This window comes from Caballeronia udeis (assembly GCF_044909315.1).
GTDB classification, from domain to species: Bacteria; Pseudomonadota; Gammaproteobacteria; order Burkholderiales; family Burkholderiaceae; genus Caballeronia; species Caballeronia udeis_A.
In genome coordinates, this window is the sequence record NZ_JBIYEB010000024.1 from 33802 (window position 1) to 60643 (window position 26842).

The following is a 26842-nucleotide window of genomic DNA, read 5'->3' on the forward strand; positions in this document are numbered from 1 at the left end:
GACCGGCGATCGGCGATCAACATCGAAACGGCAGGCAACACCGGTCCCTCGAAGCGTTGTTCAGCTTCGATTTCCCCGAGTGCCAGTCCAGATGACCGCGAAGGATTACAGCGTCTTACGCGGTCGTGTCCGCGGTAACTTTTGAATAGTCGCAAAACCCCCGGAAATCGCTCACCAGGATCTGCAATAACGCGGTGCCTTTCCGTCCGGTGGTCCGATAAAGCTCGCCGTCGCGGCGGCCAGCCTCCATGCCTTTGCCGAAAGCCTCGGAGTTCAGCATCACGCTGTCGACCGAATGACTGAGCGATGTCCGGTTCTCGGGAAAAATCAAATTGACGACGAGGCCGGTCGCTTCGGCCGGCACATCGGTGCCATCGATGTCCCAGGCCGCGCAGATCGGCATGCAAAATCCGTGGAAATAACCAACGAGTTTGGCCTCCAGGTCAGCGGGGAGGGTCTGGTAAGCAAGCTCTGAGCGTGCAATGGTAGGAATGGTAAGTGATGCGACGATCGCCGCGATCTTGCGGGCGGTCGCCAGTTCTCGAGTCTCTTGCGGCACTTCATGCACTTGATAGGGCTGTTGGAACATCGACGCCTCCTTGTGAACCTGTTTAAGCCTGGGTTTCTACGTACACGCCGGGCAAGGGGTTGATGGAATATGATTCGTAACGCGGGAAACCGCGGGTGGGGCGGCACATTCTCCGTTGGAAACCCGCTCGCCAATAATGGCGTGTGCATAACGGCATGGCAAATGCCCCCCGGGACGGCTGATAGTCAAGCGGGTAGTAGTGCTCTTCGAATGGAGGTTCGGCGGCGGGATGTCGGTCAGACATGAGTTAACCGCCAGATCAGCGGATGCATCGAGGCTGATCCGGCGGGGCCAGGGACGAGAACCGTGTCCTCTATCTAGCAGGGAAGACCGCGACCACAATGACAAAAGCAGAGCAAGCCAGCTGCGCCGGTATCGTGAGCCGTATCAAGCTCGGACTGTCAACGTCCGTTGCTGTCGCTTCGTGCGGCGCTTTTATTGCAGTGGTCATGATGGGCCTGTGCGGCGTGGTCCTGTACCAGAGCCGCCAGGATGCGCTGGACCATACCCGTGACACTTTGCGCGATGTTGCCGTCATCGCACAGCGCGATATAGAACGTAATCTCGAACTTTACGCACTGTCGCTGCAAGCCGTGGTCGACGGGCTGCAGGAAGCGGACGTGATGGCCTTGCCGCCGCGCTTGCGCCGGGAGGTGCTCTTCGACCGCGCCGCCAGCGCGAAATATCTCGGTTCCATGCTGGTGATGGACGCGCGCGGCGACGTCGTCATCGACTCCGCCGGTGACACGCCAAGAGCCGGCAATTTCAGCGACAGGCCGTATTTCACTGTTCAACGCGACAACCCCAATGTGGGTCTCTACATCAGCGATCCCTACCTGTCTCGCCTGCGCAACGCCGCGCCCAGCATTGGCTTGAGCAGGCGGCTGTCCAACCCCGACGGATCGTTTGCCGGAATCGTGCTTCTGGCGGTGAATATTGCGTATTTCCACGACTTGTTCGCCGGCCTGGCGCTGGGTCCGCACGGATCGCTTTCGCTGATCGGAAGAGACGGCTCCATGCTGATGCGGCAGCCGTACGACCCCGCGGTCATCGGGCGAAACATCAAGGACGCGGCCACTTTCAAGCGGTTTTTGTCTGCGCCCGACGGGAGCTTCATCGAAAAATCGAGCATCGACGGCAATCGCCGCTTGTATTGGTTCGCCAACTTTCCGCATGCGCCCCTGATCATCATGGTGGCGGCGTCCGAGGAGGATATCTACGCTCCATGGCGGCGCCGGGCGCTGACGATCGGGTCGATGATGGGCGTATTCGCCGTAGCGTTCATCGCGCTTTCCGTGTTGCTCGGGATCCAGTTGCGGCGGCGCATGCGGGCCGAGTCCGAGCTTGAATTGCTGGCGCGCACGGACGGCCTGACCGGGTTGAACAATCGCCGCAGTCTTGGCGAAATACTCGAACAGGAGTGGCGTCGCGCGAAACGCTCGCAAAGTGTGTTGTCGCTCCTGTTCGTCGATATCGACAGATTCAAGGCCTACAACGACACCTACGGCCATCAGGCTGGCGACGACGCGCTGGCAACTGTCGCACGCTGCATTGCCGACAACATCCGGCGCCCGGCCGACAGCGCCGCGCGCTATGGAGGAGAGGAGTTTATTGTCGTGCTTCCCGATACCGCGGCGCACGGTGCTTCGCTGATTGCCGAGAAGATCCGGTCCGCGATTTGCGCATGCCATATCGAGCATGCAGGCAGCGAGTATGGATGCGTGACCGCGAGTATTGGCGCGGTAAGCCGTGAGCCGCAGATGGACGACGACCTGACGACGGTGATCAAGGCTGCCGATGAAGCCTTGTACAACGCCAAGGCGACTGGCCGGAACAAGGTGTCGAGCGCCGAGGTGTGATGCGTCGGCTCACGGCCGCGGTGTTGTTCAGCCGCGATTCCCGCGCATCAGGCAGGCCGCTGGAACCTCAAGACGAGTTCACGTGCTCGCCGGAAACCGCCGGGCAGTCTTGTCGCAACCGGTGACCGAAGTCCAGGTAAGCACGCGTTTAAGATTAAGCCCCGTGCCTGGAAGGCATTATTATGAAATCGGGTGGGAAAGTTTCGTCAAGCTGAAGTGGCTTGGTGTGAGCTACATCCGTGACTTGCAGGGGTGGGCTACGTCGGCGAGGACCGCTTCATCGCGCTCGATCACGGCGGGCCGGCAAGTGCGCAGGAAGTCGATGCACGTTCGCGTTTTTGCATCGACGAAGCGGCGCGATGCGTAAAGCGCATCGATATTCTTCTTCTGCAAAATGTGCTGGTCCAGGACGCGCACCAGCGGACCGTTGCGCAAACCCCCGGCCGCGGCATACAGCGGCAGCATGCCGATACCAGGACCTTCGCGGATCGCGACCCCGAGCGATCCGGCAATATTCACTTGCAGCGCGCCGCTCGGGCGTACCTGCCACGCGCACGCACTCCGGCGACGCGCACAGGATGCTGAAGGTGACGTTGCGCGGAAGCATTCGATATCATGTGCGCAGTCAAGGCACACCGTTGGAAACCAATAGCCGGTAAACTCCATCAGGCATCGGGCTCGCTGTGCGGCTCGTGCGGCCGGAACCCATGTCGGATGTTCAGCGCGCGCGTTCAAGCACAGCCAGGATATTCTTGTCAGGAGCACGAAATGAATCCGCGTCATCCAGTCGATATTGCCCGCATCATGTTTGTGATCGTCATCCTGTCAGCGTTGATGATCGGCAGCCTTTATGTCCTGCGGCCTTTCATTCCAGGGCTCATCTGGGCGACCACCATTGTGGTTGCGACCTGGCCCGTCATGCTGGCGGTGCAGCGCCGCGTCGGCAATCGCCGGTGGATTGCCACCACGGTCATGCTGATCATCCTGCTGGTCGTGATCGCGTTGCCGCTCTACGAGGCAATTTCGACACTGGCCTCGCATGGGAGCGACATCATGGGGACCATCAAGGGTCTGCCTCAATACGCATTGGCGCCGCCGCCCGACTGGGTCGGCGAGATCCCGCTTGCCGGGCAGCGCGTCGCGCATGAATGGCAGACCTTGTCGGACGCGGGGCCGGGTGGCCTGCTGGCGAAGCTGGAACCCTATCTGACGATCGTCGCGCGCTGGATGCTCGCCCATGCGGCGGCCGTGGGCGTGTTCGTGATTCACATGTTCGTCACGATCATCATCGCGGGCATTCTCTACAGCCAGGGTGAAGCAGCGGCCCGCTTCGTCACGCGCTTCGCATCCCGGCTGGCGGGTCAGCGCGGCGCGGAAGCTGTCAAGCTGGCGGGGCTGGCGGTTCGCGCAGTCGCGCTCGGGATTGTCGTGACGGCGGTGGCGCAGTCCGCGCTGGGCGGGATCGGTCTGTGGATAGCAGGTGTTCCTGCTGCCGGCATATTGACCGCGGTCATGCTGATGTTGTGTCTGGCCCAGATCGGCCCGTCATTGCCTTTGCTCGGCGGGGTCGTGTGGCTTTTTGTGCATGGCTCGACCGTCGTCGCCATTGTGCTGCTGGTCTGGTCGGTTGCAGTCGCCATGCTCGACAGTCTGTTGCGGCCAATTCTGATTCGGCGTGGCGTGAACCTTTCGATGCTGTTGATCCTGGCCGGCGTGTTGGGCGGCATGTTCGCGTTCGGCATAGTAGGTTTGTTCGTCGGCCCGGTGATTCTGGCGGTGACATCGACGCTTCTGGAAGCGTGGATCAGCGAACCTTCCCCCGTACCTGTCGCTGACGCTGCTCAAGCCGCTCGAGTCACAACGGCAGAGAATCCGAAGAACTTCTCCTAGCCGCGAAGGCTTGGGAATTCCTTCCCGCTTCATGACCGATAACATCCGCTATCCGTCATGAAGCGGACCTGGTGAAGGTCCGCTTCCATGCAATCAGCGAGGGTGTCCCAGCCGAGCCTTCGTCGCGTGAATTTCGGCTTGCAGTTCGTCTATGCGCTGCAATAAGGACAGCGCCAGCGCAAGCCCGCGTTGGTCGAGTTCGAAGTCATCGCGCAGCCGCCGTGCCGTTTTGACGGTGACGACATAACGAAGCTGGAACACGCGTGGGGGCGCGCCGGTGTCCACCGGCTTGATGATGCCGGTATCAATGAGGTCTTCAATTTCTTCAATCGATAAACCCGACACCTCCGCCAGATATTCAACCTGGCAAACATCCACGTCGTTAAGCCAGACCGATTCGCTCAATGGTGTGCTCATGGATTTGCTCCTTACGCGAAATGTTTGCGTGGGTTGAAGGTCGATGCCGCTGCCAGTTGCTCCAGCAACTCGTGTTCACGAGCGCTTACCGTCTTCGGCACTTCTATCCTGACCACGGCATACAACGCCCCGACGTTGCCATCGGCCGACGCCAGCCCGCGCTTGGCGAGCCGCAATTTTTGCCCGGCGGTCGTGCCCGGTTTCACGTTGAGCTCCACCGTGCCGGCAAGAGTAGGCACGTGTACGCTCGCCCCCAATACAGCCTCCCACGGCGCGAGCGGCAGGTCGATATAGAGGTCGCGGCCATCGGGCCTGTAAAGCGGATGCGGCTGCAACACAAGTGACACATACAGGTCGCCGGGCCGTCCGCCATTAAACCCCGGGCCGCCCTTGCCGGCCAGCCGCAGGCGCTGACCGTTCGCCGCCGATTTGGGAATGGTGATTCGAAAGGTTCGTGGCACCCGATGCGCGAGGCCATTGGCGTCGTACTCGGGAAGCTCGGCGCTTAGTTCGATCTCGTCTCCGCGATGAATCTGTTCAAGCGTCACCGGCGTGGCGATCTCGTAGTCCTGCCCGGGAACCGGAAAGCTTTGTCTGCGTTGACTGCCAGCGCCGCCGCCCCGGCCAAAGGCTGAAAAAAGATCGGCGAGATCGACGTCGTCAAGACCGGCATCGCCTGTATGGAAATGTTGCTGCCAGTCCGGTGGCGGCGTGAACGATTCACCGGCCGGATGTTTGCCGAGGTTGTCGTAGGCTTCGCGTTTTTCCGGGTCTTTCAGCGTGGCATACGCTTCGGCGACGTCCTTGAACTTCGCTTCGCTGTCCGCTTCGGCGGAGACGTCGGGATGATATTTGTGAGCGAGCTTGCGGTACGCCTTCTTGATGTCCGCCAGTGTCGCGGTGCGCTCGACTCCCAAGGCTTCGTAATAGTCCTTGAATTTCATTTCTAACCTAAAATAAAAGTGGAAGGAGTTTTCGTCTGAGCTGATGCGTTGCGACGGCGGATATCGCGTTTGCCTGGTCTACGCCTGGTCAAGCCACTCAGCTACCTCGATCAATCATATCGCTAGAAGTGTAGGTCAATGCGGCGCAGGACGGGAAATGGCTGACAAGGCCCTGACCACGAGTCAACTGCGCGTGTTCTGCAGCAATTCGCAGGCCAAGGGCGACACGGTGGCGCTGCGTCAGATCGAGGTGATTACCATGCCCACCGAAATCACCAGCATGACTGCTGTCGCCATCCAGCCCAGCGCCCGCAACCAGCCCTTGGCCGCAAACTTTCCCATGATGTCTGGACGACATACTATTTTCATCATCACGAACATCACCGGCACGGCGACCACGCCGTTGAGCACGGCGCTCCAGTAGAGGGCCTTGATCGGGTTGATCGAGGTGAAATTGATCACCATGCCGATCAGCGTAGCCACCGCGATGGTCGCGTAAAAGGCCTTCGCCTCCTGCATTTTTCGCGTGAAGCCCACCGGCCAGTCCCGCGCTTCACCAATCGCATACGCCGCCGATCCGGCGAGCACAGGTACAGCCAGCAGGCCCGTCCCGATCAGTCCGAACGTGAAAAACAGCGCGGCGAATTGCCCGGCGATAGGTCTCAAAGCCTGTGCCGCCTGAGCGGATGTTTCAATATCGACAATACCGCCCGCGTGCAATGTCGCGGCCGTGGTCGCCAGGATGGCAAGCGCAACCAGGTTGGACAATCCCATGCCGGCAAGCGTGTCGACCTCGATGCGATGCAGTGCCTTGGGACCTTGTTCAGGTGCATCGAATAGATCGTGCCGCCGGGGATGCACGTGCATGTCCTCGACTTCCTCATCGGATTGCCAGAAGAACAGGTAGGGGCTGATCGTGGTGCCGAACACCGCGACCACCGCTGTCAGATAAGCCGAGTTCCACACCGGCCGCGGCAGGAGCAGGTTGCTGGCGAGTTGGCCCCAGTTAACGTGGGCCACCGCCAGCACGGCGAAATACGCAAACAGCGACAGCGTGAACCACTTCAGCACCGCTACGTAGCGCGTGTATTGCAGCAGGAGCTGCATCGCGACGCAAATCACCGAGAACAGCAGCACGTAGAGCCACTTGGGACCGGGCAGCAACAGCGCAAGGGCGTCGGCCATGGCACCGAGGTCCGCACCCAGGTTGACGATATTCGCAATCAGCAGAAGCACTACGATCCACTGCAGCAGCCACGCCGAGTAGTGCAGGCGCAGCACGCCTGCTATGCCGTGTCCCGTTGTGCGGCCGATGCGTGCGCTGATCATCTGGATGGCGACCATCAGCGGATAGCTGAACAGAAGTGTCCAGGAGAGTCCGTAGCCGAAGGCCGCGCCGACCTGACTGTAGGTGGCGATGCCGCTCGGGTCGTCGTCGGAGGCACCGGTGATCAGGCCGGGCCCCAGCACGCCGAGCAAATGCGGTTTGGTGGGGCCGATCACTGGATCGCGGCCCTCTGCATCGTATTCCTGGGAAGGCTCGTCCATGATGGCGTGGTGGTGTCAGAAGGAGGGGTTGGAGCCGTGCCCATTGCGCGGGCGCGGTTTTTTTGAAGGCCTGCCGGCGGCAATGCTTCCTGCGGAAAGCTCCACGATTTCCGACGTGATCTCTTCTTGCCTCAGCCGGCGATAGTCGCCGGTCAATGCTTCAAGTTTGTCGTGCACGTTCGTGCGCGCGGCGATCATCGCCCGCATGCGCGCTTCGTTTTCGGCTGCGAACGACAGCATGATTGCCTCGCAAAGCTGCGCGAAGATGTATTCCTCCGCAAGCTGCGATAACAGGCGCCGCGGTGCGAGCGTAATGAGTGGCGGGTCGCCGCGTACGGTTGCCGATGAGGTAGCGGAGAAGCGCCCATAGTCGAACGGCAGCAGCGCCTGCTCCACGATCTCGACGGTGGCCGTCGGGTTCGGCGTCGCGTGGATCACGCTCACGCGAGTCGTCCCCCCGGCGACCAGGCGTTGGAACAGGACGCCGGTGAGGCGATCGGCGAGCGCGGGAACTTCGTCGGCATGGGTGATCATCGGTGCGGACCAGCTAATGTTCAACCCGCGTTCCGTCGCCGCCACGATCCCGCGGTCGCCGAGCATCAGGTATTGCGTCGGCGCAGCGCGCGCGGAACCTGTACTCGATGCCAACGCTGCATCGATCAGATGCTCGTTGAATGTACCGACGAACCCCTGTTCCGCGCACAGCACGATCACCATGGCCGCATCTTGCCCGGTTGCCGCGGTTTCGTGCGACGCGTGATCGTCGATCAGCAGCAGCGCGTCGCCGATCGCCGCACTGACTATCTGCGCGCAGGCCCGAATGCCATCCAGACGACTGCGCGCTTCACGCGAGCGGGCCGCCGCAATGCCACGCATGGCGCCGACCACAGATTCGAGCCCGTGCACGCCATTCATGCGCGCCTGCACTTCGCTAAGTTTATTGCTCATGTCGACGTGGCCTCGGGTGCGGTTTCCTGCTTGACTTCAGGCTCAGGCGCCGCGCCAACTTGCACTGCAAGATCGCGTACGGCCGCGACGAGTCCGCTTAGCGTGGCGTCATCGAGCGTGCCCGTGGCAACCAGCGCGTCGCTCGCGGCAGGGCCGCCATGCGCGTCAAGATGCGCGGCAAGACGCGTGCGAACCGCCGCAATGCAGCCGACCGGCAGCGAGTCAAACACGCCGTCGGCGAGCGCGGCAAGCAGCGCGATTTCATCGATGGGGCGCAGCGGCGCAAAACGCGGCTGTGTGATCAATGCGCGAATGCGCTCGCCGCGGACCACTTGCGCCTTCACCCTTGGCTCCATCGCCCCGCCAAAGCGCGTGAACATTTCAAGTTCAAGGAACTGGGAATAATCGAGCCGCAAGCGCCCGGATACCTTGCGCAGCGCGGGCAACTGCGCTTTGCCACCGACCCGGCTCACGCTCAGGCCAACGTCCACCGCGGGGCGCTGGTTGGCGGCGAACAGCGCTGCGTCGAGCATGATCTGCCCATCGGTGATCGAGATCAGGTTGGTGGGGATGTAGGCCGACAAATTACCGGCATCTGTTTCCGCGATCGGCAGTGCGGTGAGTGACCCGCCACCCAGTTCCCCGGACAGTTTCGCCGCCCGCTCCAGCAGCCGCGCATGCAGATAGAAGATATCGCCGGGATACGCCTCGCGCCCGGGCGGTTCGCGTGTGAGCAGCGCGAGTTCGCGATGCGTCGCGGCATGTTTGCTCAGGTCGTCGATCACAATGAGCGCATGTTGCCCACGGTCACGAAAATACTCCGCGATGGAGAAACCGCTAAACGGCGCGATCCATTGCAAGCCCGGCGAGGAAGCCGCCGGGGCAACCACGAAGACGCATCGCTCCGGCGCGCCGTGGCGGCGCACGGCATCGATCACGCGCTGCACGGCGGTCGCGCGCTGACCGATCGCCACATACACGCAGATCATGTCGGAGTGCTTCTGATTCACGATCGTGTCAATCGCGATCGAGGTCTTGCCGGTCGCCCGGTCGCCAATGATCAGTTCGCGCTGGCCACGCCCGATTGCAAACAGCGCGTCGATCAGCAGGATGCCGGTGGCGACCGGCTGCGCGACCAGATCCCGGTCGATGATGGAAGGCGCCGGGCGCTCGATCGGCAAGTGCATTTCAGCCGGTACGGGTTCGTCGTTGTCGAGTGGCCGGCCGAGCGGATCGACCACTCGCCCGAGCAGTCCGGGACCGACCGGCACTTCCACCACCTGCCCTGTGCCGGTGACGCGGGACCCGGCGGAAATTGCGTCGCCGTCATCGAGAAGCACCGCACCGATAGCATCGGCGTCCAGTGTGAGCGCAAAGCCGAACCGGCCGCCCTCGAAACGCAGCAGCTCGTTCAAGCGCACATCGGGCAGGCCGGAGACAGAGGCAATGCCGTCGGACACGTGCTCCACGCGTCCGACAGTTTCCGCCTGCGCGGCAAACGGAGCGCGGGCGAGGGCGGCGCGGCTGCTGGCGAGCCAGTCGTTGTCTGCTGCAGCGAGGTCGGGCCGGGTGAGTGTCATCAGGTGAGAAGCTCCATTTTGAGGCCGGCGAGATCGTGGCGAAAACTATTGCGCACCACGGCGTGCGGCGCTTCCAGTTCAAGCCCCGCGATCACGGCGGGATCGACGGTGACCTGAACCTGCAACGGGTGCCCGAGGGCCTGGGTGATGGCCGCCTGACACGCGGCCAGTTCTTCGGCACTGAGCGCGCGAGGCACGATCAGGTGGACCGCTTCCTCGTCGCCGGTAAGTTGCGTCCGGGTCGCCTCGGGTAGTGCGGCCAGCTCACGGGCGAGTCCGTCGATGAAACCCGCTATCCGGGCCTCGGCGGGCAGGCGATCGAGCAGCCGCGCGGTGACATCGAGTGCGAATTGTGACGCGCGATCAGAGTCCGCCGCGGCAGCCTCGCGCCGGCTGGCGTCAATCGCGGTTTGCGCGGCCGTGCGCATCTGGTCTGTCTCGGTGCGTGCCGCGTTCTCGAGCGATGCCTTGAGTTGCGCGGCTTCGGCCGTCGCCGCTTCGTGCAGATGCGCGCGTTGCCCGGCAAGTTCAGCACTCTGCGCGGCGGCCTTCTGCTGTTCGTCGAGCGCCGCGGCTTTCGCGGCGGCGGCATCGGCCATCAGAGCCGCCGCTGCGTGCTGGCGTTCCGCCACGATCTTCGCCACCGGCCGGAACAGAAAGCGCGCAAGCAACCAGACGAGCACGAGCGCATTGATTGTCTGCAGGAGAAGAGTCCACCAGTCTATGTGCATGATCAGCGCCCGCTCATTTCACGAACGGGTTGGCGAACAACACGAGCAGGGCGATCACCAGGCAGTAGATCGCCATGGTCTCGATCATCGCCAGGCCGACGAACAGCGTGCGCGAGATCGTGCCGGCGGATTCCGGCTGCCGCGCAAGCGCGTCCATAGCGGCCGCGACCGCACGGCCTTCGCCGAGTGCCGGTCCAATAGCGCCGAACGAGACGGCAAGGGCTGCTGCGAGAATGCTCACTACCTGGATCAGATTGTTCATGGCTGGCCTGCCTCTTTGCTGGAAGTTTTTGTGGAGTTTTCGGCTAGCGCGGCGCCAATGAAGACCATCGCGAGAACCGTGAAGATGTACGCCTGCACCGCGCCGGTCAACAGGTCGAGCGCCATCAGCGGGATAGGTACCAGCAGCCCCGCGAGCGACAGCACGATGCCAACGACAAAGACGCCGCTCATCACGTTGCCGAACAGGCGCACGACCAGCGAGAAGGTTCGCGTGATCTGTTCGACCACGTTGAGCGGAATCATGATCCAGGTGGGCTCGGCAAAGGTAGCGAGGTAACGGCCGAGGCCGCGCGTGCGCACGCCGTAGAAAATGGTCGCGCAGAACACGATCAGGGCCAGCGCGGCGTCGGTTTCCACATGCGCCGTGGGGGGCTCGACACCCGGCAGCAGCGACGACCAGTTGCTGACGAGGATGAACAGGAAGAGCGTGCCTACCAAGGAACGATAGCGTTCGGGCTCGGCTTGCATCGTGTCGCGAATCTGGTCGTCAATGGTGCTGACCAGCAGTTCGAGCACCGTCTGCACTTTCGATGGCGTGAGCGACAAGCGGCGCGTGTACCAGGCGGCGCCTCCGCCAAGCAGGGCCATGATGACCCACGTTGCTACCACCGGCGCCGATATGCCGATCGGTCCGATATGGAACAGCGTGGCGGTAGCGAGAGGCGAGGCAATCATGGCGTGACCTGGACGCGTCGCAGGATAACGCTGCGTGCCAGCAGCAACCCGGCCGCTCCGCATAACAGCGGCCATGCGCCAAGTTTCGCAAGGATACCGAACAAAATGGCCACGCCCGCAAGGCGCAGGAGTTGCAGCCCGATTGCTTTGACCGGCGTACCCGCGATCAGCAGCCGGACGTTCCAGCGCAAGGTCGCGAAGTGGATCGCACCGGCGGCGAGGCCGACACCCACGCCAATCGCGATCTGGGCTGCGAGCGGGAATTGATAAGTCATTGCCGGTCTCTCCGGGTTTGCCGATGCATCCATTTCCATGCGGACCACAGTCCGATGGCAGCACCAACCATGAGTAGCGGCGCAGAAAAGAACACGCCCGTGTTGAAGTGCCGGTCGAGCCAACGCCCAATCACGAGCCCAAGCAGCGTCGGGACGACGATGGTCCAGCCGAGAATCCCGATCTGGCCGAGGCGGGCGCCAAGCGATGGTTCCGGCTCTTTCTGCGCCTGGCGTTCGCGCTCTACGGCTTGCCGAGCGGCGAGGGCCATGCGGTCGGCATCGTCTTCGGCATTGCGCTTCGGGTCGCGCTTGCGCTCTACGTCGTCCGGCGGGGGCTGAGTCACGATCCGGCTCCTTCCGCTGGTTTTGCGCTCGGGCGCAGATAGCGCAGCAACTGGCGCACGGCTTGCGCATGGAGACGGGTTTCATCCACGCGGGCGCGCCGCACCGCGTCGAGTTGCACCGCGCGGGCGGCATCGACTTGCGCCTCGAGCACTTCAAGCGATGTGCCGCTCGCGCCCATTACGCCTTCGCGGCACGCTATCGATACTTCGTGGCCACCCGATACCCGCAGCACACCTTCCTTTACGGCGCAGAATTGTTCGACACCGTCAGCCGCATGCCAGCGCAGCACGGACGGCGCAAGCACGGTCAGGAACGCCGCGTGGCCGGGCAGAATGCCGAAACTGCCGCTGGCATCCTCGGCGCGCAGCGCAACGACCTCCGTGCTGTCGAACAGCACGCGCGCCGGCGTGGCGATGGTCAGATGCAGGAGCGCGCTCATGATTCGACGTGCTCCGCAGCCGGCTTGGCTTGGGCCGCGGGCGCAGTTGACGAGGCCGCTTCGCGAGCGCGGGCTTCATCGAGTGTGCCGATCATGTAGAGCGAGCTTTCCTGCCACGCGTCGCACTCGCCGGCGAGGATTGCCTTGCAGCCGGCGATGGTGTCGGCAACCACCACGGAGCGGCCGGGTACGCCTGTGAACGCCTCCGTGACCGTGAATGGCTGGCTCAGGAAGCGCTGCAGGCGACGGGCCCGCCCAACGATCCGGCGATCGTCCACGCCGAGTTCCTCGACGCCCAGCAGCGAGATCACGTCCTGCAATTCCCGATAATGTTCGATGGTCTTGCGCACCTCGATCGCGACCGCGGCGTGTTCGTCGCCCACGAAAGCCGGATCGAGCAGGATGGACGACGAAGCGATCGGGTCGATGGCGGGATACATGCCCTCGGCGGCCATCGAACGGGACAGGACGATCATGCTGTCCACATGCGCCGCGATGGTCGTCACGGCCGGGTCGGTGAAGTCGTCCGCCGGAACGTAGACAGCCTCGATTGCAGTCACCGACACACCTCCGACCGACACAATGCGCTCCTGTAGCGCCGCTACCTCGCTGGCGAGCGTTGGCTGGTAGCCAACCCGCGAGGGCAGCCGGCCAAGCAGGCCGGAGACCTCGGCACCGGCCTGGACAAACCGGAAGACGTTGTCCATCAGCAGCAGTACGTTCTGGTGGCGTTCATCGCGAAAGTATTCCGCGACAGTGAGCGCAGTCAACGGCACCCTCCAGCGCGCGCCGGGCGGCTCGTTCATCTGGCCGTAGACCAGCACGGTACGCGGCAGTACGCCAGAGTTGCGCATGTCGAGCAGCATCTCGTGACCTTCCCTCGACCGCTCGCCGACTCCGGCGAAGACCGAGATGCCTTTATAGCGTTCGACCATCGCATGGATGAGCTCCATCACGAGCACGGTCTTGCCCACTCCTGCGCCGCCGAAGGTCGCGGCCTTTCCGCCCTGCGCAAGCGGCGTCAACAAGTCGATGACCTTGATGCCGGTCCAGAAAATCTCGGTAGCCGCACTCTGCGATGCAAATGGCGGCGGGGCGCGATGAATCGGGCGACGCGGGACGTCGTCGGCAAAGGGGGCGCCGCGATCTCCCGGCGTGCCGGTGACATCGATCAGACGGCCGAGCATGGCTTCACCTACCGGTACGAGGATCGGCCCGCCGGATGCACGCACCGCCGTGCCGCGATTCAGGCCGTTGGTCGACTGCAGCGCAAGCGCGCGCACCGTGTATTCATCCAGATGCGCTTGCACTTCCGCTATGATCGGCGGTCCGCGGTCAGTGAAGATGGAGAGCGATTCTTCAATGAGCGGCAACGCAGCATGGTCGAACGCGACGTCCACGATAGCGCCTCGCACCGCGACGACGCGGCCTTGCGCTGCGTCGTCGGAAAGCACGCCGGAAGGACGGTTTTTTTGCGGTACGGACTCAACGGCGGCCCGGTCGAACCCCGGAAGCGATTCGGCCGGCGTCGCGTTCGTGTTCTCGACTCCAACCGTCAATGGATGGTTTTCGATGGTGGTGACCGGCTGGCGATGGTTCAATTTGGCTCCTTCAGGCAGACTGCGACCCCGGCACGAGACAGGGGAGGCGCAAGCGCATGGCGGCATGGCGGTCCGCGAACGAACGCGTGCGTGGCGCATGCTGGAGTCAACTGTATCTGCCGATTGGTGCAAACCCTTGATCTGGGTCAACCGTCCATGAGTCACATTCGCGGCAGTTTCGATGCCGCAAAAGGCCGCCGCGTGCCCATCAACTGTCGATCAGCTTCGTTGCAGGTTGTGGGTTGAATCAACCGGCACCGACACGACAATCGCCGTCGCGCCTGTCCCCACAGGCAGTACGTTGCGCCCATGCATCTCGTTGATGATTTCCGCAGCCGACAGATAGAACGCAAGCACCGCTGTAACAAGGCCGCAATAGCCGCCTGCGTGATGCAGCCACACGAGGCCGGTCCATTCGCTTGCAGCCAGCACGAAGAAGGTGATCCACAGCACGAAGAACACCAGTTGCAGCGCACGCGCCGAGCGCCATGTCGCGACCCACATATACAGTGTGAACACGCCCCACAGGAACAAGTACCAGCCGATGAAGGCGGCCGGCACTTTGTCATGGAGGAACACCACGAAAAGCGCGAGCGACCACCAGAACGCCCCATAGCTCAGGAAAGCGGTGGCGCCGAACGTGTTGCCGCGAGGAATCTCCATCAGTCCAGCCACTGCTTGTGCGGTACCGCCGTAAGCGAAGGCGACGGCGAGCACAATGCCCATGGCGTCGCCTGTGAACCATCCGGCGTTGATCATGCTGAGCAGCCAGGTTGTCAAAGCGAATCCGGCAAGCCCGAGCGATGCGGGGTTAGGTGTCTTGAAGTTCATGATGAATGTCTCCTGAAGCAAACGGAAGCTGTCGCGCAGCAGTTACAACGAATCAATGGCCGCGCGACGAACCCGCACGGTTCGACCCTCTTGTGCTTCGATCTTCACGCCGGGTCGGCGAACTGCGCGATCACCTGGGGGTTTTCAACGGTCGACGTGTCTTGCGAGACTTCTTCGCCCTTCGCGACCGAGCGCAACATGCGGCGCACGACCTTGCCGGAACGCGTTTTTGGCATCGCGTCGCCGAAGCGGATCTCCTTCGGTTTCGCAATCGGACCGATCTCCTTGCCGACCCATGCACGCAACTCGTCGGCTATGCGTTTCACGTCGGCACCCGTGGGCCGCAGCCCTTTCAGCACGACGAACGCGACAATGGCTTCGCCGAAGGTTTCATCGGGACGACCCACCACCGCCGCCTCCGCGACCAACGGACAAGCCGCCAGCGCCGACTCGATCTCCATCGTGCCCATGCGGTGACCCGATACGTTCAGCACATCGTCGACACGGCCCGTGATGGTGAAATAACCCGTGTCGGGATCGCGGATCGCACCATCTCCGGCGAGATACAGGTTGCCGCCAAGTTCCTGCGGGTAATAACCGTTGCGAAAGCGCTCCGGGTTGCCCCATACGGTGCGGATCATCGAGGGCCAGGGCTTTCTGATGACCAGCACTCCGCCTTGCCCGTTCGGGACCTCGTTGCCGGTTTCATCGACGATCGCGGCATCTATGCCGGGTAGCGGCAGCGTGCAGGATCCGGGAACCAGCGGGGTGACACCCGGCAACGGGGTGATCATGTGACCGCCTGTCTCGGTCTGCCAGAAGGTGTCGAGTACGGGGCACCCGCCACCGCCGACTTGCTCCGCATACCACGTCCACGCACTTGGGTTGATGGGTTCGCCCACCGTCCCGAGGATGCGCAGCGTGCTCAGGTCGTAGCTTGCAGGATGGACAGCACGGTCTGCGTCAGCGCTCTTGATCAGCGAGCGGATGGCGGTCGGTGCGGTGTAGAAGATCGACACCTTGTGGCGCTGGATCATGTCCCAGAAGCGGCCCGCGTTCGGGTAGGTGGGCACGCCCTCGAAAATGACCTGGGTCGCACCGACGGCAGTCGGTCCATAGCAGATGTACGTATGCCCCGTGATCCAGCCAATATCGGCGGTACACCAAAATACATCGTCCGGCTTGATGTCGAAGGTCCATCGCATGGTGACGGCCGCCCATGTCAGGTAACCCCCTGTACTATGCTGGACGCCTTTCGGCGTGCCGGTGGATCCCGACGTATACAACACGAACAGCGGATGCTCGGCGCCAACCCATTCAGGCTCGCAGGTTTCCGGCTGGTCATTCTCAAGCTCATGCAGCCAGGCGTCACGGCCCCCGATCCACGGAATCCGTCCGCCGGTGCGCCGATAGATGGCGACGGTCTTGACGGCGTCGGTGCCACCCATTGCGAGCGCCTCGTCAACGATCGTCTTCAGCGGCAGGGTCTTGCCGGCACGGACCTGTTCATCAGCGGTAATGACCGCGACCGCACCCACGTTCACCATCCGCTCGTGGAGCGATTTGGCGGAAAAACCACCAAAGACAACCGAGTGCGGCGCACCGATGCGCGCACACGCTTGCATGGCGACGACGCCTTCGACTGACATCGGCAGGTAGATGACCACGCGGTCGCCTTTCTTCACCCCGCGTGCCCGCAATGCGTTGGCGAGCCGGCATACCCTGTGGTACAGCGCCTGATACGTGATGGAAGAGACCCGGCCGTCGTCCGATTCGAAGATGATCGCGGTCTTGTCCGCGTTGCCGTTGATGAGATTCCGGTCAAGGCAGTTATACGACGCATTGAGCTCCCCGTCCTCGAACCATCTGTAGAACGGAGCATTGTCGTCGTTAAGAATCCGCGTAAACGGGCGACGCCAGTTCAGATGCTCGCGGGCCAGACGCGCCCAGAAGGCTTCGTGATCCTGAGCGGCTTCAGCCACGAGTGCGAGATAGGCATCCATTCCGTCAATCGCGGCATGGCGTGTCAAGGGAATACCCTGCGCAGGGATGAGGGGAATCGATTCGATGGTAGACATAGTCTCCTCGCTTGAGTCGTGAGATGGACGGGCAAACGGCAGCCGTCGCCTGGGAGCTCTTGATGGCCCGAGTGGGCTTTGCCCGTGTGAGGGGTTATGCGCCTCTCGCATGGTCGACGCTGGTCGAATCGAGGCACTGCCGCAAGTCAACTATGGGATCTCCACCAGACGACCTGTTGATGCAAATCAAACAGACCGGGCAGACGAATGGACAAATTCGCACAGCGAGGTGATTCCGGCTTTGGGTTGTTTCGCCGGGAACAGGCTGGTTGACATAGGTCAACGACAAGCCTGGGTTGACGCCTAAATTGATAAGTGGACGTTTGGTAAAAATCGCGCGCTTGTTCATCCATAAGAGGAACTGATTCTGGCAACGGGGTTCATCAACCCCTTCACGCGGGCCGCGAATTGAGGAGACGACTATGTCTATGTATCGAAACATCCTGATCGCGGTGGATGGCAGCGAATGCTCCAGGCGTGCATTGCTTCAGGCCGTTCATATGGCGAATGCAGGCTACGAAAAGATAACGGCCGTCTATGTACTCGACCGGTCCGCGATGTTCATGTATGCGGCGAACTTCGATCAGTTCGCGTTTGTCGACACGCTGCGTTGTGACGGCGAGCGTGTACTGGCGGATGCGCGGGCCGTCATGGCGGAGCACGGGCTCAAGTGCGATGTCGAAGTGGCAGAAACCGACAACATCTCGGAGGATGTCGCGGACTGCCTGCTGCGCTGCGCGCAGCGCAATGGCGCTGATCTCGTGGTCATGGGCACGCACGGACGGCGTGGCATGAGCCGGATAACCATGGGTAGCGTCGCGGAGCGTTTTCTGCGGTCCTCGTGTTGTCCTGTCCTGCTGGTCCGTGAGACGCAATAACGGCTTCAGATATCAAGACCGCGCGCCCGCAGGCACGGTTTATCACGGCACAGGCATGACCCCCTGCGGCAGGAAGATTCCAGTTGCATCCACAGTAGCGCCTCCTGAGAGGCGCTACTGCTTTAACCATGCATTGACGAGAGGTGAACGATGAGCAAGACAATGAAAGCGGCTGTAGTGCGCGCGTTTGGCCAGCCGCTGCAGATCGAGGAAGTCACGGTGCCGACGCCCGGTGCGGGCCAGGTGCTTGTCAAGATAGAAGCCTGTGGCGTTTGCCATACCGACCTGCATGCCGCCCACGGAGATTGGCCGGTCAAACCCAATCCACCGTTCATCCCGGGACATGAGGGTGTCGGTTACGTGACTGAAGTCGGGGCCGGCGTGCGCCACGTCAAGGAAGGCGATCGCGTGGGTGTTCCATGGCTGTACTCCGCGTGCGGACATTGCGAGCATTGCCTGGGCGGATGGGAGACGCTTTGCGAATCGCAACAGAACACGGGGTATTCCGTGAACGGCGGTTTTGCCGAATACGCGCTTGCCGACGCGAACTATGTGGGTCACTTGCCGAAAGGGATCGGCTTCATCGAGATCGCGCCAATCCTGTGCGCCGGTGTGACGGTGTACAAGGGGCTGAAGATGACGGATACGAAACCCGGGGACTGGGTCGTCATTTCCGGAATCGGTGGGCTTGGGCATATGGCAGTGCAGTACGCAAAGGCAATGGGTCTCAACGTGGCCGCCGTCGATATCGACGATAAAAAGCTCGAACTCGCCACGCGTCTTGGTGCTGCCGTCACTGTCAACGCAAAGACGACCGATCCTGTCGCGTTCATCAAAAAGGAAATTGGCGGGGCGCACGGGGTGCTTGTTACCGCAGTTTCGCCCCAGGCGTTCTCACAGGCGCTCGGCATGGTGCGGCGTGGTGGCACGGTTTCCCTGAACGGCTTGCCGCCCGGTGACTTTCCCTTGCCTATCTTCAACGTGGTGTTGGGCGGGATCACCGTACGCGGATCGATTGTCGGCACTCGTCTCGATCTTCAGGAGTCGCTGATCTTCGCCGAAGAGGGCAAGGTCAAAGCCACGGTAGCGACCGATAAACTCGAGAACATCAATCACGTATTCTCGCGCATGAGCAAGGGCGATATAGAAGGCCGGATAGTGCTGGATTTTGCAGCCTGAAGTGAATGATCGAATTGCAGAGGGGATTGAATTCCCTCTGCAATTCGTGGGCTGAGCAGGCACCTGCGAGACACCAGCGCTCAATCAGATCTCATCGGCTACATGGCCGGACTACGGGCGCTAGCGTCGCTGACCGACCAGATCGTCCATCAGCGGCACGACTGCCAGCACGACCAGCATGGCCGACAGCGGCAGCGTCGATATGAAACCCACATACTTGAAACCCAGCGCGCCCGCGAGGCCGCCGGTAAAGAACATCCCAAGCAGCGACGCCAGCAGCCAGAGCCGCGACCGGTCCGCCTTCACAGCGGCAACGCCGGGCCCCGACTCGGACACGTTCCAGTAAAAAAGCTTGCCAAGTTCAATGCCGATATCCGTGACGATGCCGGTCATATGCGTGGTGCGAATCTCGGCTTTGGAGATCTTCGTGATGATCGCGTTCTGCAGACCCATCACGTAGCACAGCAACGCCACGGTCGCGGGCACGAACAGGATGCGGTTGTTTTCCAGGTTCGATCCGAGCAGACCGAACACGAGCAGCAGCACGGCTTCCAGCATCAAAGGCAGCGCGTATTCGCTTTGTGCCCGGCGCCGCCGGCCCCAGTTGATCATGATCGCGGAGGTGGCCGCCCCAGCCGTGAACGCCACGAGTGAACTCAGTCCCGCGATGACGAGGCCGAAGTCGCCTATGGAGAGGTTATCGGCGAGTGCCGATACGATTCCCGACATATGCGAGGTGTACTGCCCGACAGCAAGGAAGCCGCCCGCGTTCGCCGCGCCCGCAATGAACGCAAGCCAGCGCCCGAGGCGCCGGTTATTCTGGTCGGTGCGCTGCGGCCGCGCAAAACCTCGCAGGTACTCTATAGGCATGTCCGTTCGCTTTGATCAAACCCCGGCGAGCTTTTCGCTGTCGAGAATATGAACCTGCTTGCCGTTCGTATCGATCACACCCGCTTGCTGCAGCTTGGAGAACATGCGGCTGACGGTCTCGAGTTTCAGCCCAAGATAGCTGCCAATCTCTTCGCGCGTCATGCGCAGGTTGAATTCCGCCGAGGAGTATCCCCGCGTTTTCATCCTCTTCGACAAGTTGAGCAGGAACGCAGCCACGCGCTGCTGCGCGGTCATCGTGCCGAGCATCATCATGAGCCCGGATTCACGCACGATCTCGCCGCTCATCATGCGATGCACATGCTGCTGCATCGCCTTCACGTCGTGGCAAAGGTCCTCGAGCAGGTCGAACGGGATGACACACACCTTGCTGTCCTCGAGCGCGATCGCGTCGCAATTCTGTTCATCGGAGCACACGCCGTCGAGTCCGAGCGGTTCGCCCGCGATATGAAACCCCGTGACCTGCTCGTGACCATCGCGATGCGTGATGACCGTCTTGAAGCAGCCGACGCGCACGGCGTAGATGCTTTTGAATTTATCGCCGGCGCGATAGAGCGTTTCGCCGCGTCTCACGATCCGCGTGGAACACACAATGGCGTCGAGCCGGGCCAGCTCGGTCGTGCTCAGATGAGGCGGCATGCAGATGGGGTGCAATGAACACGCGGAGCAGTTCGTGACCGCACGGGTGCCCGGTGGTGGTGATTCCGTGATGGTGGATTGCGGCCTGTAAGCCAAAGGCATAGCGGTCGAAGAGGTCGAAGCGGTGGGCGCGCAAGCGGTAGCTGAGGTCATGCCTGTCTCCAGAAGAGTCGGATGATCAGTGAATGGATGGACTGACGAGCTGTGCGGACAGGGTGCAGGGCGGTCATGCCGGTTCGCAGGATGCTGGCTCGGAACGAGGAGCACTGGCCAGTTGCGCAATCGTGTCGCGAGCCAGTTCGTACTCGCTGGTCTTGTCGAAGAAATAGCGGGCGCCCGCGCGCTGGCACGCGGCACGAAACGCCGGTCCGGAATGATTGGTCAACACCATGGTCAGGACGGGCGGCGTGGCCCGCCCCAGCGATTCGACAATCTCCATGCCGTTGCCGCCGGCCAGATGTGGGTCAACGATCACGAGATCGGCGCGGGTCATGCGGATGCATCCCAGCGCCGTGTCCGCTTCTTCCGACTCGCCCACGATCACCACGTCGGGCAGCGCGCCAATCAGCGCGCACAGGCGGTGGCGCACAAGGCTTGAGTCGTCGACAAGGAAGATCTTCAGCATGGCCCGCAACCGTTTGAGTTCATGCCTCGAAGTATGGTCGAGGTTATCTCAAAATAAAATCGGCGAGCGGCCAGACATGGTGTAGGGATTTGGGAAGGGTTGTAGGGATCGGACTACACGCATTACACAACCTTGATGCGTAGCGGGTTATCGATATCAGGCGTCGCAGTCGTCGTCGAAGAGCTTGTGGCGCATGGCGTAGCGGACCAGCGCGGTGTCGTGCGGCATCTGCATTTTTTCGAGGATGCGGGTCTTGTACGTGCTGACGGTCTTGGCGCTGACCGACAGCGCCTGGGCGATCTGGGTGATGGTTTCGCCCGCCGCGATCCGCCGGAATACCTCGAACTCACGGTCGGACAGCCGGCTGTGCGGCAGGTCGTCGGCGGGTTCGTTCAGGCTTTGCGCGAGCCGCTCCGCCATGGCCAGGCTGACGTACACGCCGCCTGCCGCCACCTTGCTGACCGCCGTGACCAGCTCGGCGCTCGCGCTTTCCTTCGTCAGATAACCCGATGCGCCCGCCTTGAACGCACGCACCGCGTACTGCTGTTCAGCATGCATCGTGAGGACCAGGATGCGCAGCGCCGGTTTCTCGTCCTTGATCTGCTTGAGCAGTTCGACGCCATTCCTGCCCGGCATCGACAGGTCGAGAACCAGCACGTCCGCCGGGGTGGCGCGGATCATTGCCATGGTGGTCGCGCCGTCGCTGGCTTCGCCGGCGACTTCCAGGCCGCTCGCGCCGCGCAGGATATGGCGTAGCCCGTCGCGTACGAGGGCGTGGTCATCGGCGATCAAGACTCGGGTCATTGCAGCGGTTCTTCCTCGGTGTTTTCCGGATTGTCGAAGAAATCGTCGTCCTGTTGCAAGGTGGCCAGCGGGAACGTCACGGTCACCGCGAACCCCTGTCCAATACCCGACTCGATCGAGACCGACCCGCCCAGCCCGTGCACCCGCTCGCGAATGCCGATCAGACCGAAGGACTTGCGCCCGGCATCCGCACGTTCATGCGCGCCGATTCCGTCGTCGGCAATCCGCAGGATGCAGCGGTCATCTTCCAGGTACAACGCCAGATCGACACGGCTGGCTTGCGCATGGCGCGCCACGTTGGTCAGCGCTTCCTGCACGATCCGGAACACGGCAGTCGCGCCGTCGCGGCTGAAAATGGTGTGTCTCGCGTCGATCCGCCGCTCGACGTCGATGCCGTAGCGGTTCGTGAAGTCGTTCGCAAGCCAGTCTATGGCGGGGACCAGACCCAGGTCATCGAGCATCACCGGGCGCAGGTCGGCCGCAATCCGGCGCATGGAAGCCACGGTCGTATCGATCAGGCGCTGCATGCCGCGCAATTGCGTGCGCGCCTCCGCGTCCGTTCCGGCGCGAAGTTCAAGCGAAGAGATATCCATTTTCAGCGCGGTCAATTGCTGGCCCAGGTCATCATGCAATTCCCTTGCAATGCGGGACTTTTCTTCCTCGCGGACGTTCAAGAGGTTCGCGGAGAGCTCGCGTAATTCTTCGTGCGAGCGCTGCAGCAAGCGTTCCGCGTCGACTTGCGCGCTGATGTCGCGCAGCATCACCGTGTAAAGCTTGCCGCCATGATCGTCCTCGAATTGGGAAATCGATGCTTCGAACGGGAATTCATTGCCGTTCGCGCGTAATCCGTACAGTATGCGCCGGCCGCCCATTTGCCGGTCGGACACGCCGGTGACGCCGAACTGGCGGACATGTGCGGCGTGACCGGCGCGAAAACGCTCGGGCAGGAAGCGGCTTAGGGAAGTACCGAGCGCGTCGGCCGCCGGGCAGCCGAACAGGCGTTCCGCCGCCGGGTTGAACATGACGATCCGCTGGTTTTCGTCGATAGTGATGATCGCTTCCATCGACGAGCGGATGATGCCGAGCAGCCGCGCTTCGTCAAGCGGTGACGAAGGCTCGAGATCGGGCTTCGTGGCCTTCGTGTCCTTGCGCGTGAGCGCCATGAAGGCGGCGCTCGCGGTGAGCATGAGAGCACCGGCCAGGCCAACCATGCCGGTCACGCGCGTCTGTCGAGCGGTGCCGCGCTGCGATGCCGTCTGCGATGCCGTGTTACGCCGTGGCCCGGACATGGGGTCTCCGAGGAAAGGGGGAAATGCGTGCCGCTGAAGTTGGGCGGATCATACCGTGCTGCTCCGGATGTCGTTCGCGTGGCTTGTTAGCTGACTGGGGGCTGACGGCGAGCCGACGGCGTGAATTGATGTGGATCAAGCGGCCAGCAAGCTTGCGCGCGGACACTGACGCATGAAGGACATCCGGGGAGACGGTCATGTACAAACGAATTCTGGTAGCACTCGACGGCAGCCTTAGCGCGAACCTCGCGCTTGAAGAGGCGCTCAAGCTGGCGCGGTCCGTCGACGCGATGTTGATGGCGGCGTGCGTTGTCTCGCACGACGTTTGCGATGCCGTGCCGGGAGGTATGGGAGACGCGGGCGGTTATGCCAGTGCGCACCGGCAACTCGATCATGCGCGCGATTCGTGCGCCCGTGGCGGAGTACACGGCGAAGTGCGCTGCATTACCCAGATAATCGATGCGCACGGCGCGAGCATCCCGGACGCACTCATGCAGGCAGCCCAGGCATTCGAGGCGGATCTCATCGTGATGGGCGCACATGGGCCGCGTGACATGCGCCGGCATTTGATCGGCAGCGTTGCGGAAGCGGTTTTGCGTTCGAGTCATGTTCCCGTCCTCACCGTTCGTGACGCACAGCATGACGCAGCATTCGCGATTTAGCGCCGGACGGTGCTTATGCGTAGGGCAGAACCATCGCTGCGCTCATGACGAAGCGCTGGCTATGTCCAGCGTGCTCACGCTGCGAGGTTCCTTTTTATCCGCGGAATTCAGTGGCACCAGCAGCACCGGCCGGGTCGATATCCGCAAGAAACGCTCGGCGACGCTGCCCAGCACGAGCCGCCGCCAGCCACGCCGCCCATGTGTGCCCATGACGACGAGATCGGCGCTGAAATCGTTCGCAGCGGCCGTGATCCGCTGAGCGATATCGTCGCCCAGCGGATCGACTTCAACGACCAGCGTCGCCCCTTTGACGCCCGCGCGCAGCATCCTGGCGGCAGCGTCGGACAGTACTTGCGCGCCTTCCTTGACGAAGGCGTCCCGCACGAGCGACGGATCGCACGCCGGCCCGGAATACATCAGTTGCGGCACGTCCACCACGTAGATCGGCTTGAGTTCCGCGTCGTGTTCGTGCGCGAGCTCCAGGGCGGCGTCGAGGGCGTGCGATGACGTTTCGCTGCCGTCGATCGGAACGAGAATGCGGGTGTACATGAGGAATCTCCTTGGCTCTAAAGCAACAACATCAATGCGACATCAGTACGGGTACGGGCATGGATTGCAGCATGGTGCGTGTCGCACCGCCCATCACGAGTTCCTGGCAGCGCGAGTGGCCGTACGCGCCCATGACGATAAGGTCGGCACCCAGGTCCGACGCGCGCGAAATCAGCATGTCGCCCATAGGAATGTCGTCGACACCGTCGATTGCCGCAATTTCGGCCTTGACGCCGTGCCGCGCCAGCAGGAGCGCGATGTCGGCGCCCGGAATGCGGTTGACGCCCGGTTCGACCTGCGATTCGTTGAGTCTGACGACCGTGACACGTTCGGCGCGTTGCAACAGCGGCATTGAATCGTGGACAGCGCGGGCCGACTCGCGGCTGCCGTTCCACGCAACCATGACGTTCGCGCCCAGCGTCGGAAACACCCCGGTGTACGGAATAAACAGCACAGGGCGCCCGGCGCTCATGACGAGCGTTTCAGGGAAGTGATCGGCGATAAAAGATTCCGGGTCGTCCGGATCGTCCTGCCCCGCCACGACCAGATCGGCGTAACGGGCATGGCGAGGAATCGCTTCGCCTGAGGAGTCGGGGTAATCGACCCATTGCCCCGTGACGCCCGCCCGCAGCAATTCTGCGTGAAAGATCCGCTCGAGCGCACCGTGGCGTTCCTGACGGGACTTGCGGTGCACTTCATAGTAGTCGGCCGCGCCGGCCATGACATAGAAGGAACGCGGATCAGGCGTGAACGACGAGAACACACCGGTCAGGTGGGCGTCGAATTGTCTGGCGAGACGTATTGCATATTCGAGGCGTGAATGGGCGCGCGCGCTCATGTCGAGTTGAACGACGATGCTTTTGTAGCTCATCGCAGAGGCTCCGTTAGTGGGTCGGTGGCTCGGGGACACAGTGAGCAGGCGGCGTTGTTCCGGAGCCAGTCCGGAGCGCGCCGCTTACAAAAAGTCTATGAGTTCGTGCCTTTTTTCCGTTGATGCAGATCAATAACCGGCATCTCCGGCGCATCTTGAACGGAGCGCGGCTGTGCTCATGGCCGTGGCGGACACGTCCGCCTTCATGTCCCTATCGGTTGATACAGGTCAACTGCGTCCGCGTCGGCCGAGCCTAGAGTTTTGTGGTGGAAGCCTGGTGTCCAGGCATGTCCAGGCATAAGGAGAGATTGACGATGAAAGCACTCGTGTATCACGGGCCCGGCAGTAAATCGCTCGACGACCGGCCGACGCCCAAGCTCCTTTCGGCGACCGACGCAATCGTCAAGGTCACGCGCACGACCATTTGCGGAACCGACCTGCATATCCTGAAAGGCGACGTGCCGACGTGTGAACCGGGCCGCATCCTGGGACACGAAGGCGTGGGCGTTATCCAGGAGGTCGGGGCTGCGGTCTCGACCTTCAAGCCGGGTGACCACGTGCTTATTTCCTGCATCACGTCGTGCGGAAAATGCGACTATTGCCGTCGCGGCATGTACTCCCATTGCACGACCGGCGGCTGGATCCTGGGTAACCGGATCGACGGCACGCAAGCCGAGTACGTGCGTATTCCGCATGCGGAAACCAGCTTGTATCCGATCCCCGACGGGGCTGACGAAGAAGCGCTGGTCATGCTCTCGGACATTCTTCCCACCGGCTTCGAGTGCGGCGTGCTGAATGGCAAAGTGCAGCCGGGCAGTACGGTCGCTATTGTCGGCTCGGGGCCTATCGGGCTTGCCGCGTTGCTCACGGCGCAGTTCTACGCACCGGCGCAGATCATCATGATCGACCGCGATGCAAACCGGCTGGAAGTTGCGCGGACTTTCGGCGCGACCGCGTGCGTGAACAACGCGAGCGGCGATCCGGTGGCTGAAATAATGAAACTGACCGGCGGCGTGGGCGTGGATTGCGCGATCGAAGCGGTTGGCGTGCCGGCGAGTTTCGAGTTATGCGAATCGATCATTGCGCCCGGCGGCACCATTGCGAATGTGGGCGTACACGGCGTGAAAGTCGACCTGCACATGGAATGCCTGTGGGACCGCAACATCTCGATCACCACGCGGCTGGTGGATACCGTCAGCACGCCCATGCTGCTGAAGACGGTACGTTCAGGGCGCCTGGAAGCGGGCAAGCTCATCACGCACCGCTTCGCGCTGAACGACGTTTTGAAAGCCTATGAGACCTTCGCCCACGCTGCGGATACGCATGCGCTGAAGGTGATTATCGAAGCGTAATGAAGGCGAAGGCGCTTCGTCTAACCAGGCCTTGGCTTGCCTGGATGACGCGCCGCGCAAGTGTGGCGGCACTG

The 26842-nt window shown here is 62.3% G+C and carries 28 protein-coding genes and 1 pseudogene; 6 read left to right on the top strand and 23 right to left on the bottom strand.

The window, feature by feature from the left end; genetic code table 11:
* Positions 1 to 115 precede the first annotated feature (115 nt).
* A complete protein-coding gene (locus ABH944_RS31070; RefSeq protein WP_404611170.1) occupies positions 116 to 589 on the bottom strand; it encodes a hypothetical protein in 474 nt (157 codons plus the stop codon).
* A 341-nt stretch (positions 590 to 930) separates the two neighbouring features.
* Between ABH944_RS31070 and ABH944_RS31075 the strand changes: the two genes are divergently transcribed.
* On the top strand, positions 931 to 2448 hold the full coding sequence (locus ABH944_RS31075) for a sensor domain-containing diguanylate cyclase (RefSeq protein WP_404611169.1): 1518 nt from the start codon (positions 931 to 933) through the stop codon (positions 2446 to 2448).
* A 231-nt stretch (positions 2449 to 2679) separates the two neighbouring features.
* On the opposite strand, the gene ABH944_RS31080 is transcribed toward ABH944_RS31075, so the two are convergent.
* Positions 2680 to 2967, bottom strand: a complete 288-nt coding sequence (locus ABH944_RS31080) for a type 2 periplasmic-binding domain-containing protein (protein ID WP_404611168.1) — start codon at positions 2965 to 2967, stop codon at positions 2680 to 2682.
* A gap of 249 nt (positions 2968 to 3216) precedes the next feature.
* On the opposite strand from ABH944_RS31080, the gene ydiK reads away from it, so the two are divergent.
* Complete coding sequence (gene ydiK, locus ABH944_RS31085) at positions 3217 to 4338, top strand: AI-2E family transporter YdiK (RefSeq protein ID WP_404611167.1); 1122 nt, start codon at positions 3217 to 3219, stop codon at positions 4336 to 4338.
* Between the two features lie 93 nt (positions 4339 to 4431).
* Here ydiK and ABH944_RS31090 read toward each other — a convergent pair whose 3' ends face one another.
* The 14 genes from ABH944_RS31090 to acs form a co-directional block, all read right to left on the bottom strand.
* Entirely contained in the window at positions 4432 to 4755 is a 324-nt protein-coding gene (locus ABH944_RS31090) for a chaperone modulator CbpM (protein WP_062085112.1), read from the bottom strand.
* A gap of 11 nt (positions 4756 to 4766) precedes the next feature.
* Positions 4767 to 5699 carry a DnaJ C-terminal domain-containing protein gene (locus tag ABH944_RS31095; RefSeq protein WP_404611166.1) on the bottom strand — a complete coding sequence of 311 codons (933 nt, stop codon included), beginning with the start codon at positions 5697 to 5699 and terminating at the stop codon, positions 4767 to 4769.
* 240 nt (positions 5700 to 5939) lie between these two features.
* Positions 5940 to 7247, bottom strand: coding sequence for an NRAMP family divalent metal transporter (locus ABH944_RS31100; RefSeq protein WP_404611165.1), 1308 nt, complete (start codon positions 7245 to 7247; stop codon positions 5940 to 5942).
* A 15-nt stretch (positions 7248 to 7262) separates the two neighbouring features.
* Positions 7263 to 8195, bottom strand: a complete 933-nt coding sequence (locus ABH944_RS31105; RefSeq protein WP_404611164.1) for a F0F1 ATP synthase subunit gamma — start codon at positions 8193 to 8195, stop codon at positions 7263 to 7265.
* The gene (locus ABH944_RS31110; RefSeq protein ID WP_404611163.1) at positions 8192 to 9775 is read right to left on the bottom strand and encodes a F0F1 ATP synthase subunit alpha; all 1584 of its coding nucleotides are present in this window, start codon (positions 9773 to 9775) and stop codon (positions 8192 to 8194) included. Before ABH944_RS31110 ends, ABH944_RS31105 begins: the two co-directional genes overlap by 4 nt.
* The gene (locus tag ABH944_RS31115; protein ID WP_404611162.1) at positions 9775 to 10506 is read right to left on the bottom strand and encodes a F0F1 ATP synthase subunit delta; all 732 of its coding nucleotides are present in this window, start codon (positions 10504 to 10506) and stop codon (positions 9775 to 9777) included. Before ABH944_RS31115 ends, ABH944_RS31110 begins: the two co-directional genes overlap by 1 nt.
* 13 nt (positions 10507 to 10519) lie before the next feature.
* The gene (locus ABH944_RS31120; RefSeq protein ID WP_031359402.1) at positions 10520 to 10768 is read right to left on the bottom strand and encodes a F0F1 ATP synthase subunit C; all 249 of its coding nucleotides are present in this window, start codon (positions 10766 to 10768) and stop codon (positions 10520 to 10522) included.
* Positions 10765 to 11463 carry a F0F1 ATP synthase subunit A gene (locus tag ABH944_RS31125; protein WP_404611161.1) on the bottom strand — a complete coding sequence of 233 codons (699 nt, stop codon included), beginning with the start codon at positions 11461 to 11463 and terminating at the stop codon, positions 10765 to 10767. Before ABH944_RS31125 ends, ABH944_RS31120 begins: the two co-directional genes overlap by 4 nt.
* Complete coding sequence (locus tag ABH944_RS31130) at positions 11460 to 11738, bottom strand: N-ATPase subunit AtpR (protein WP_404611160.1); 279 nt, start codon at positions 11736 to 11738, stop codon at positions 11460 to 11462. The genes ABH944_RS31125 and ABH944_RS31130 overlap by 4 nt, the downstream gene beginning before the upstream one ends.
* Entirely contained in the window at positions 11735 to 12082 is a 348-nt protein-coding gene (locus ABH944_RS31135) for an AtpZ/AtpI family protein (RefSeq protein ID WP_404611159.1), read from the bottom strand. The genes ABH944_RS31130 and ABH944_RS31135 overlap by 4 nt, the downstream gene beginning before the upstream one ends.
* Positions 12079 to 12522 (bottom strand): F0F1 ATP synthase subunit epsilon, encoded by a 444-nt coding sequence (locus ABH944_RS31140; RefSeq protein ID WP_404611158.1) that lies wholly within the window; start codon positions 12520 to 12522, stop codon positions 12079 to 12081. Before ABH944_RS31140 ends, ABH944_RS31135 begins: the two co-directional genes overlap by 4 nt.
* A complete protein-coding gene (gene atpD / locus ABH944_RS31145) occupies positions 12519 to 13976 on the bottom strand; it encodes a F0F1 ATP synthase subunit beta (protein ID WP_404611206.1) in 1458 nt (485 codons plus the stop codon). The genes ABH944_RS31140 and atpD overlap by 4 nt, the downstream gene beginning before the upstream one ends.
* Before the next feature lie 366 nt (positions 13977 to 14342).
* Positions 14343 to 14954: an acetate uptake transporter gene (locus ABH944_RS31150; protein WP_404611157.1), complete on the bottom strand. Its 612-nt coding sequence runs from the start codon at positions 14952 to 14954 to the stop codon at positions 14343 to 14345.
* Between the two features lie 104 nt (positions 14955 to 15058).
* Positions 15059 to 17032 (bottom strand): acetate--CoA ligase, encoded by a 1974-nt coding sequence (gene acs / locus ABH944_RS31155; protein WP_404611156.1) that lies wholly within the window; start codon positions 17030 to 17032, stop codon positions 15059 to 15061.
* A 428-nt stretch (positions 17033 to 17460) separates the two neighbouring features.
* Between acs and ABH944_RS31160 the strand changes: the two genes are divergently transcribed.
* Positions 17461 to 17910, top strand: a complete 450-nt coding sequence (locus tag ABH944_RS31160; protein WP_404611205.1) for a universal stress protein — start codon at positions 17461 to 17463, stop codon at positions 17908 to 17910.
* Positions 17911 to 18060: 150 nt separating this feature from the next.
* Positions 18061 to 19089: an alcohol dehydrogenase AdhP gene (gene adhP, locus ABH944_RS31165; protein WP_404611155.1), complete on the top strand. Its 1029-nt coding sequence runs from the start codon at positions 18061 to 18063 to the stop codon at positions 19087 to 19089.
* Between the two features lie 120 nt (positions 19090 to 19209).
* Here adhP and ABH944_RS31170 read toward each other — a convergent pair whose 3' ends face one another.
* The 5 genes and pseudogenes from ABH944_RS31170 to ABH944_RS31190 form a co-directional block, all read right to left on the bottom strand.
* Positions 19210 to 19959 (bottom strand): YoaK family protein, encoded by a 750-nt coding sequence (locus tag ABH944_RS31170; protein ID WP_404611154.1) that lies wholly within the window; start codon positions 19957 to 19959, stop codon positions 19210 to 19212.
* 15 nt (positions 19960 to 19974) lie between these two features.
* Entirely contained in the window at positions 19975 to 20769 is a 795-nt protein-coding gene (gene fnr, locus ABH944_RS31175) for a fumarate/nitrate reduction transcriptional regulator Fnr (protein ID WP_404611153.1), read from the bottom strand.
* Positions 20770 to 20842: 73 nt separating this feature from the next.
* Positions 20843 to 21241: a response regulator gene (locus ABH944_RS31180; protein WP_404611152.1), complete on the bottom strand. Its 399-nt coding sequence runs from the start codon at positions 21239 to 21241 to the stop codon at positions 20843 to 20845.
* Positions 21242 to 21397: 156 nt separating this feature from the next.
* Entirely contained in the window at positions 21398 to 22045 is a 648-nt protein-coding gene (locus ABH944_RS31185) for a response regulator (protein WP_097271092.1), read from the bottom strand.
* Positions 22042 to 23313: pseudogene (locus ABH944_RS31190) on the bottom strand (PAS domain-containing sensor histidine kinase); the annotation flags it as partial. The pseudogene ABH944_RS31190 and the gene ABH944_RS31185, both read right to left, overlap by 4 nt.
* Before the next feature lie 218 nt (positions 23314 to 23531).
* On the opposite strand from ABH944_RS31190, the gene ABH944_RS31195 reads away from it, so the two are divergent.
* Positions 23532 to 23996, top strand: a complete 465-nt coding sequence (locus tag ABH944_RS31195) for a universal stress protein (protein ID WP_404611151.1) — start codon at positions 23532 to 23534, stop codon at positions 23994 to 23996.
* Positions 23997 to 24038: 42 nt separating this feature from the next.
* Here ABH944_RS31195 and ABH944_RS31200 read toward each other — a convergent pair whose 3' ends face one another.
* Together ABH944_RS31200 and ABH944_RS31205 are read right to left on the bottom strand one after the other, a co-directional pair.
* Positions 24039 to 24545: a universal stress protein gene (locus ABH944_RS31200; protein WP_404611150.1), complete on the bottom strand. Its 507-nt coding sequence runs from the start codon at positions 24543 to 24545 to the stop codon at positions 24039 to 24041.
* 31 nt (positions 24546 to 24576) lie between these two features.
* On the bottom strand, positions 24577 to 25416 hold the full coding sequence (locus ABH944_RS31205; protein ID WP_404611149.1) for a universal stress protein: 840 nt from the start codon (positions 25414 to 25416) through the stop codon (positions 24577 to 24579).
* Positions 25417 to 25730: 314 nt separating this feature from the next.
* On the opposite strand from ABH944_RS31205, the gene ABH944_RS31210 reads away from it, so the two are divergent.
* Positions 25731 to 26768, top strand: coding sequence for a zinc-dependent alcohol dehydrogenase family protein (locus ABH944_RS31210; protein WP_404611148.1), 1038 nt, complete (start codon positions 25731 to 25733; stop codon positions 26766 to 26768).
* Positions 26769 to 26842: the final 74 nt, after the last annotated feature.

Coding starts and splice junctions, on each gene's coding strand:
- ABH944_RS31070 (WP_404611170.1), bottom strand. CDS start 589: ATGTTCCAACAGCCCTATCAAGTGCATGAAGTGCCGCAAGAGACTCGA.
- ABH944_RS31075 (WP_404611169.1), top strand. CDS start 931: ATGACAAAAGCAGAGCAAGCCAGCTGCGCCGGTATCGTGAGCCGTATC.
- ydiK (WP_404611167.1), top strand. CDS start 3,217: ATGAATCCGCGTCATCCAGTCGATATTGCCCGCATCATGTTTGTGATC.
- ABH944_RS31090 (WP_062085112.1), bottom strand. CDS start 4,755: ATGAGCACACCATTGAGCGAATCGGTCTGGCTTAACGACGTGGATGTT.
- ABH944_RS31095 (WP_404611166.1), bottom strand. CDS start 5,699: ATGAAATTCAAGGACTATTACGAAGCCTTGGGAGTCGAGCGCACCGCG.
- ABH944_RS31100 (WP_404611165.1), bottom strand. CDS start 7,247: ATGGACGAGCCTTCCCAGGAATACGATGCAGAGGGCCGCGATCCAGTG.
- ABH944_RS31105 (WP_404611164.1), bottom strand. CDS start 8,195: ATGAGCAATAAACTTAGCGAAGTGCAGGCGCGCATGAATGGCGTGCAC.
- ABH944_RS31110 (WP_404611163.1), bottom strand. CDS start 9,775: ATGACACTCACCCGGCCCGACCTCGCTGCAGCAGACAACGACTGGCTC.
- ABH944_RS31115 (WP_404611162.1), bottom strand. CDS start 10,506: ATGCACATAGACTGGTGGACTCTTCTCCTGCAGACAATCAATGCGCTC.
- ABH944_RS31120 (WP_031359402.1), bottom strand. CDS start 10,768: ATGAACAATCTGATCCAGGTAGTGAGCATTCTCGCAGCAGCCCTTGCC.
- ABH944_RS31125 (WP_404611161.1), bottom strand. CDS start 11,463: ATGATTGCCTCGCCTCTCGCTACCGCCACGCTGTTCCATATCGGACCG.
- ABH944_RS31130 (WP_404611160.1), bottom strand. CDS start 11,738: ATGACTTATCAATTCCCGCTCGCAGCCCAGATCGCGATTGGCGTGGGT.
- ABH944_RS31140 (WP_404611158.1), bottom strand. CDS start 12,522: ATGAGCGCGCTCCTGCATCTGACCATCGCCACGCCGGCGCGCGTGCTG.
- ABH944_RS31150 (WP_404611157.1), bottom strand. CDS start 14,954: ATGAACTTCAAGACACCTAACCCCGCATCGCTCGGGCTTGCCGGATTC.
- acs (WP_404611156.1), bottom strand. CDS start 17,032: ATGTCTACCATCGAATCGATTCCCCTCATCCCTGCGCAGGGTATTCCC.
- ABH944_RS31160 (WP_404611205.1), top strand. CDS start 17,461: ATGTATCGAAACATCCTGATCGCGGTGGATGGCAGCGAATGCTCCAGG.
- adhP (WP_404611155.1), top strand. CDS start 18,061: ATGAGCAAGACAATGAAAGCGGCTGTAGTGCGCGCGTTTGGCCAGCCG.
- ABH944_RS31170 (WP_404611154.1), bottom strand. CDS start 19,959: ATGCCTATAGAGTACCTGCGAGGTTTTGCGCGGCCGCAGCGCACCGAC.
- fnr (WP_404611153.1), bottom strand. CDS start 20,769: ATGACCTCAGCTACCGCTTGCGCGCCCACCGCTTCGACCTCTTCGACC.
- ABH944_RS31180 (WP_404611152.1), bottom strand. CDS start 21,241: ATGCTGAAGATCTTCCTTGTCGACGACTCAAGCCTTGTGCGCCACCGC.
- ABH944_RS31185 (WP_097271092.1), bottom strand. CDS start 22,045: ATGACCCGAGTCTTGATCGCCGATGACCACGCCCTCGTACGCGACGGG.
- ABH944_RS31195 (WP_404611151.1), top strand. CDS start 23,532: ATGTACAAACGAATTCTGGTAGCACTCGACGGCAGCCTTAGCGCGAAC.
- ABH944_RS31200 (WP_404611150.1), bottom strand. CDS start 24,545: ATGTACACCCGCATTCTCGTTCCGATCGACGGCAGCGAAACGTCATCG.
- ABH944_RS31205 (WP_404611149.1), bottom strand. CDS start 25,416: ATGAGCTACAAAAGCATCGTCGTTCAACTCGACATGAGCGCGCGCGCC.
- ABH944_RS31210 (WP_404611148.1), top strand. CDS start 25,731: ATGAAAGCACTCGTGTATCACGGGCCCGGCAGTAAATCGCTCGACGAC.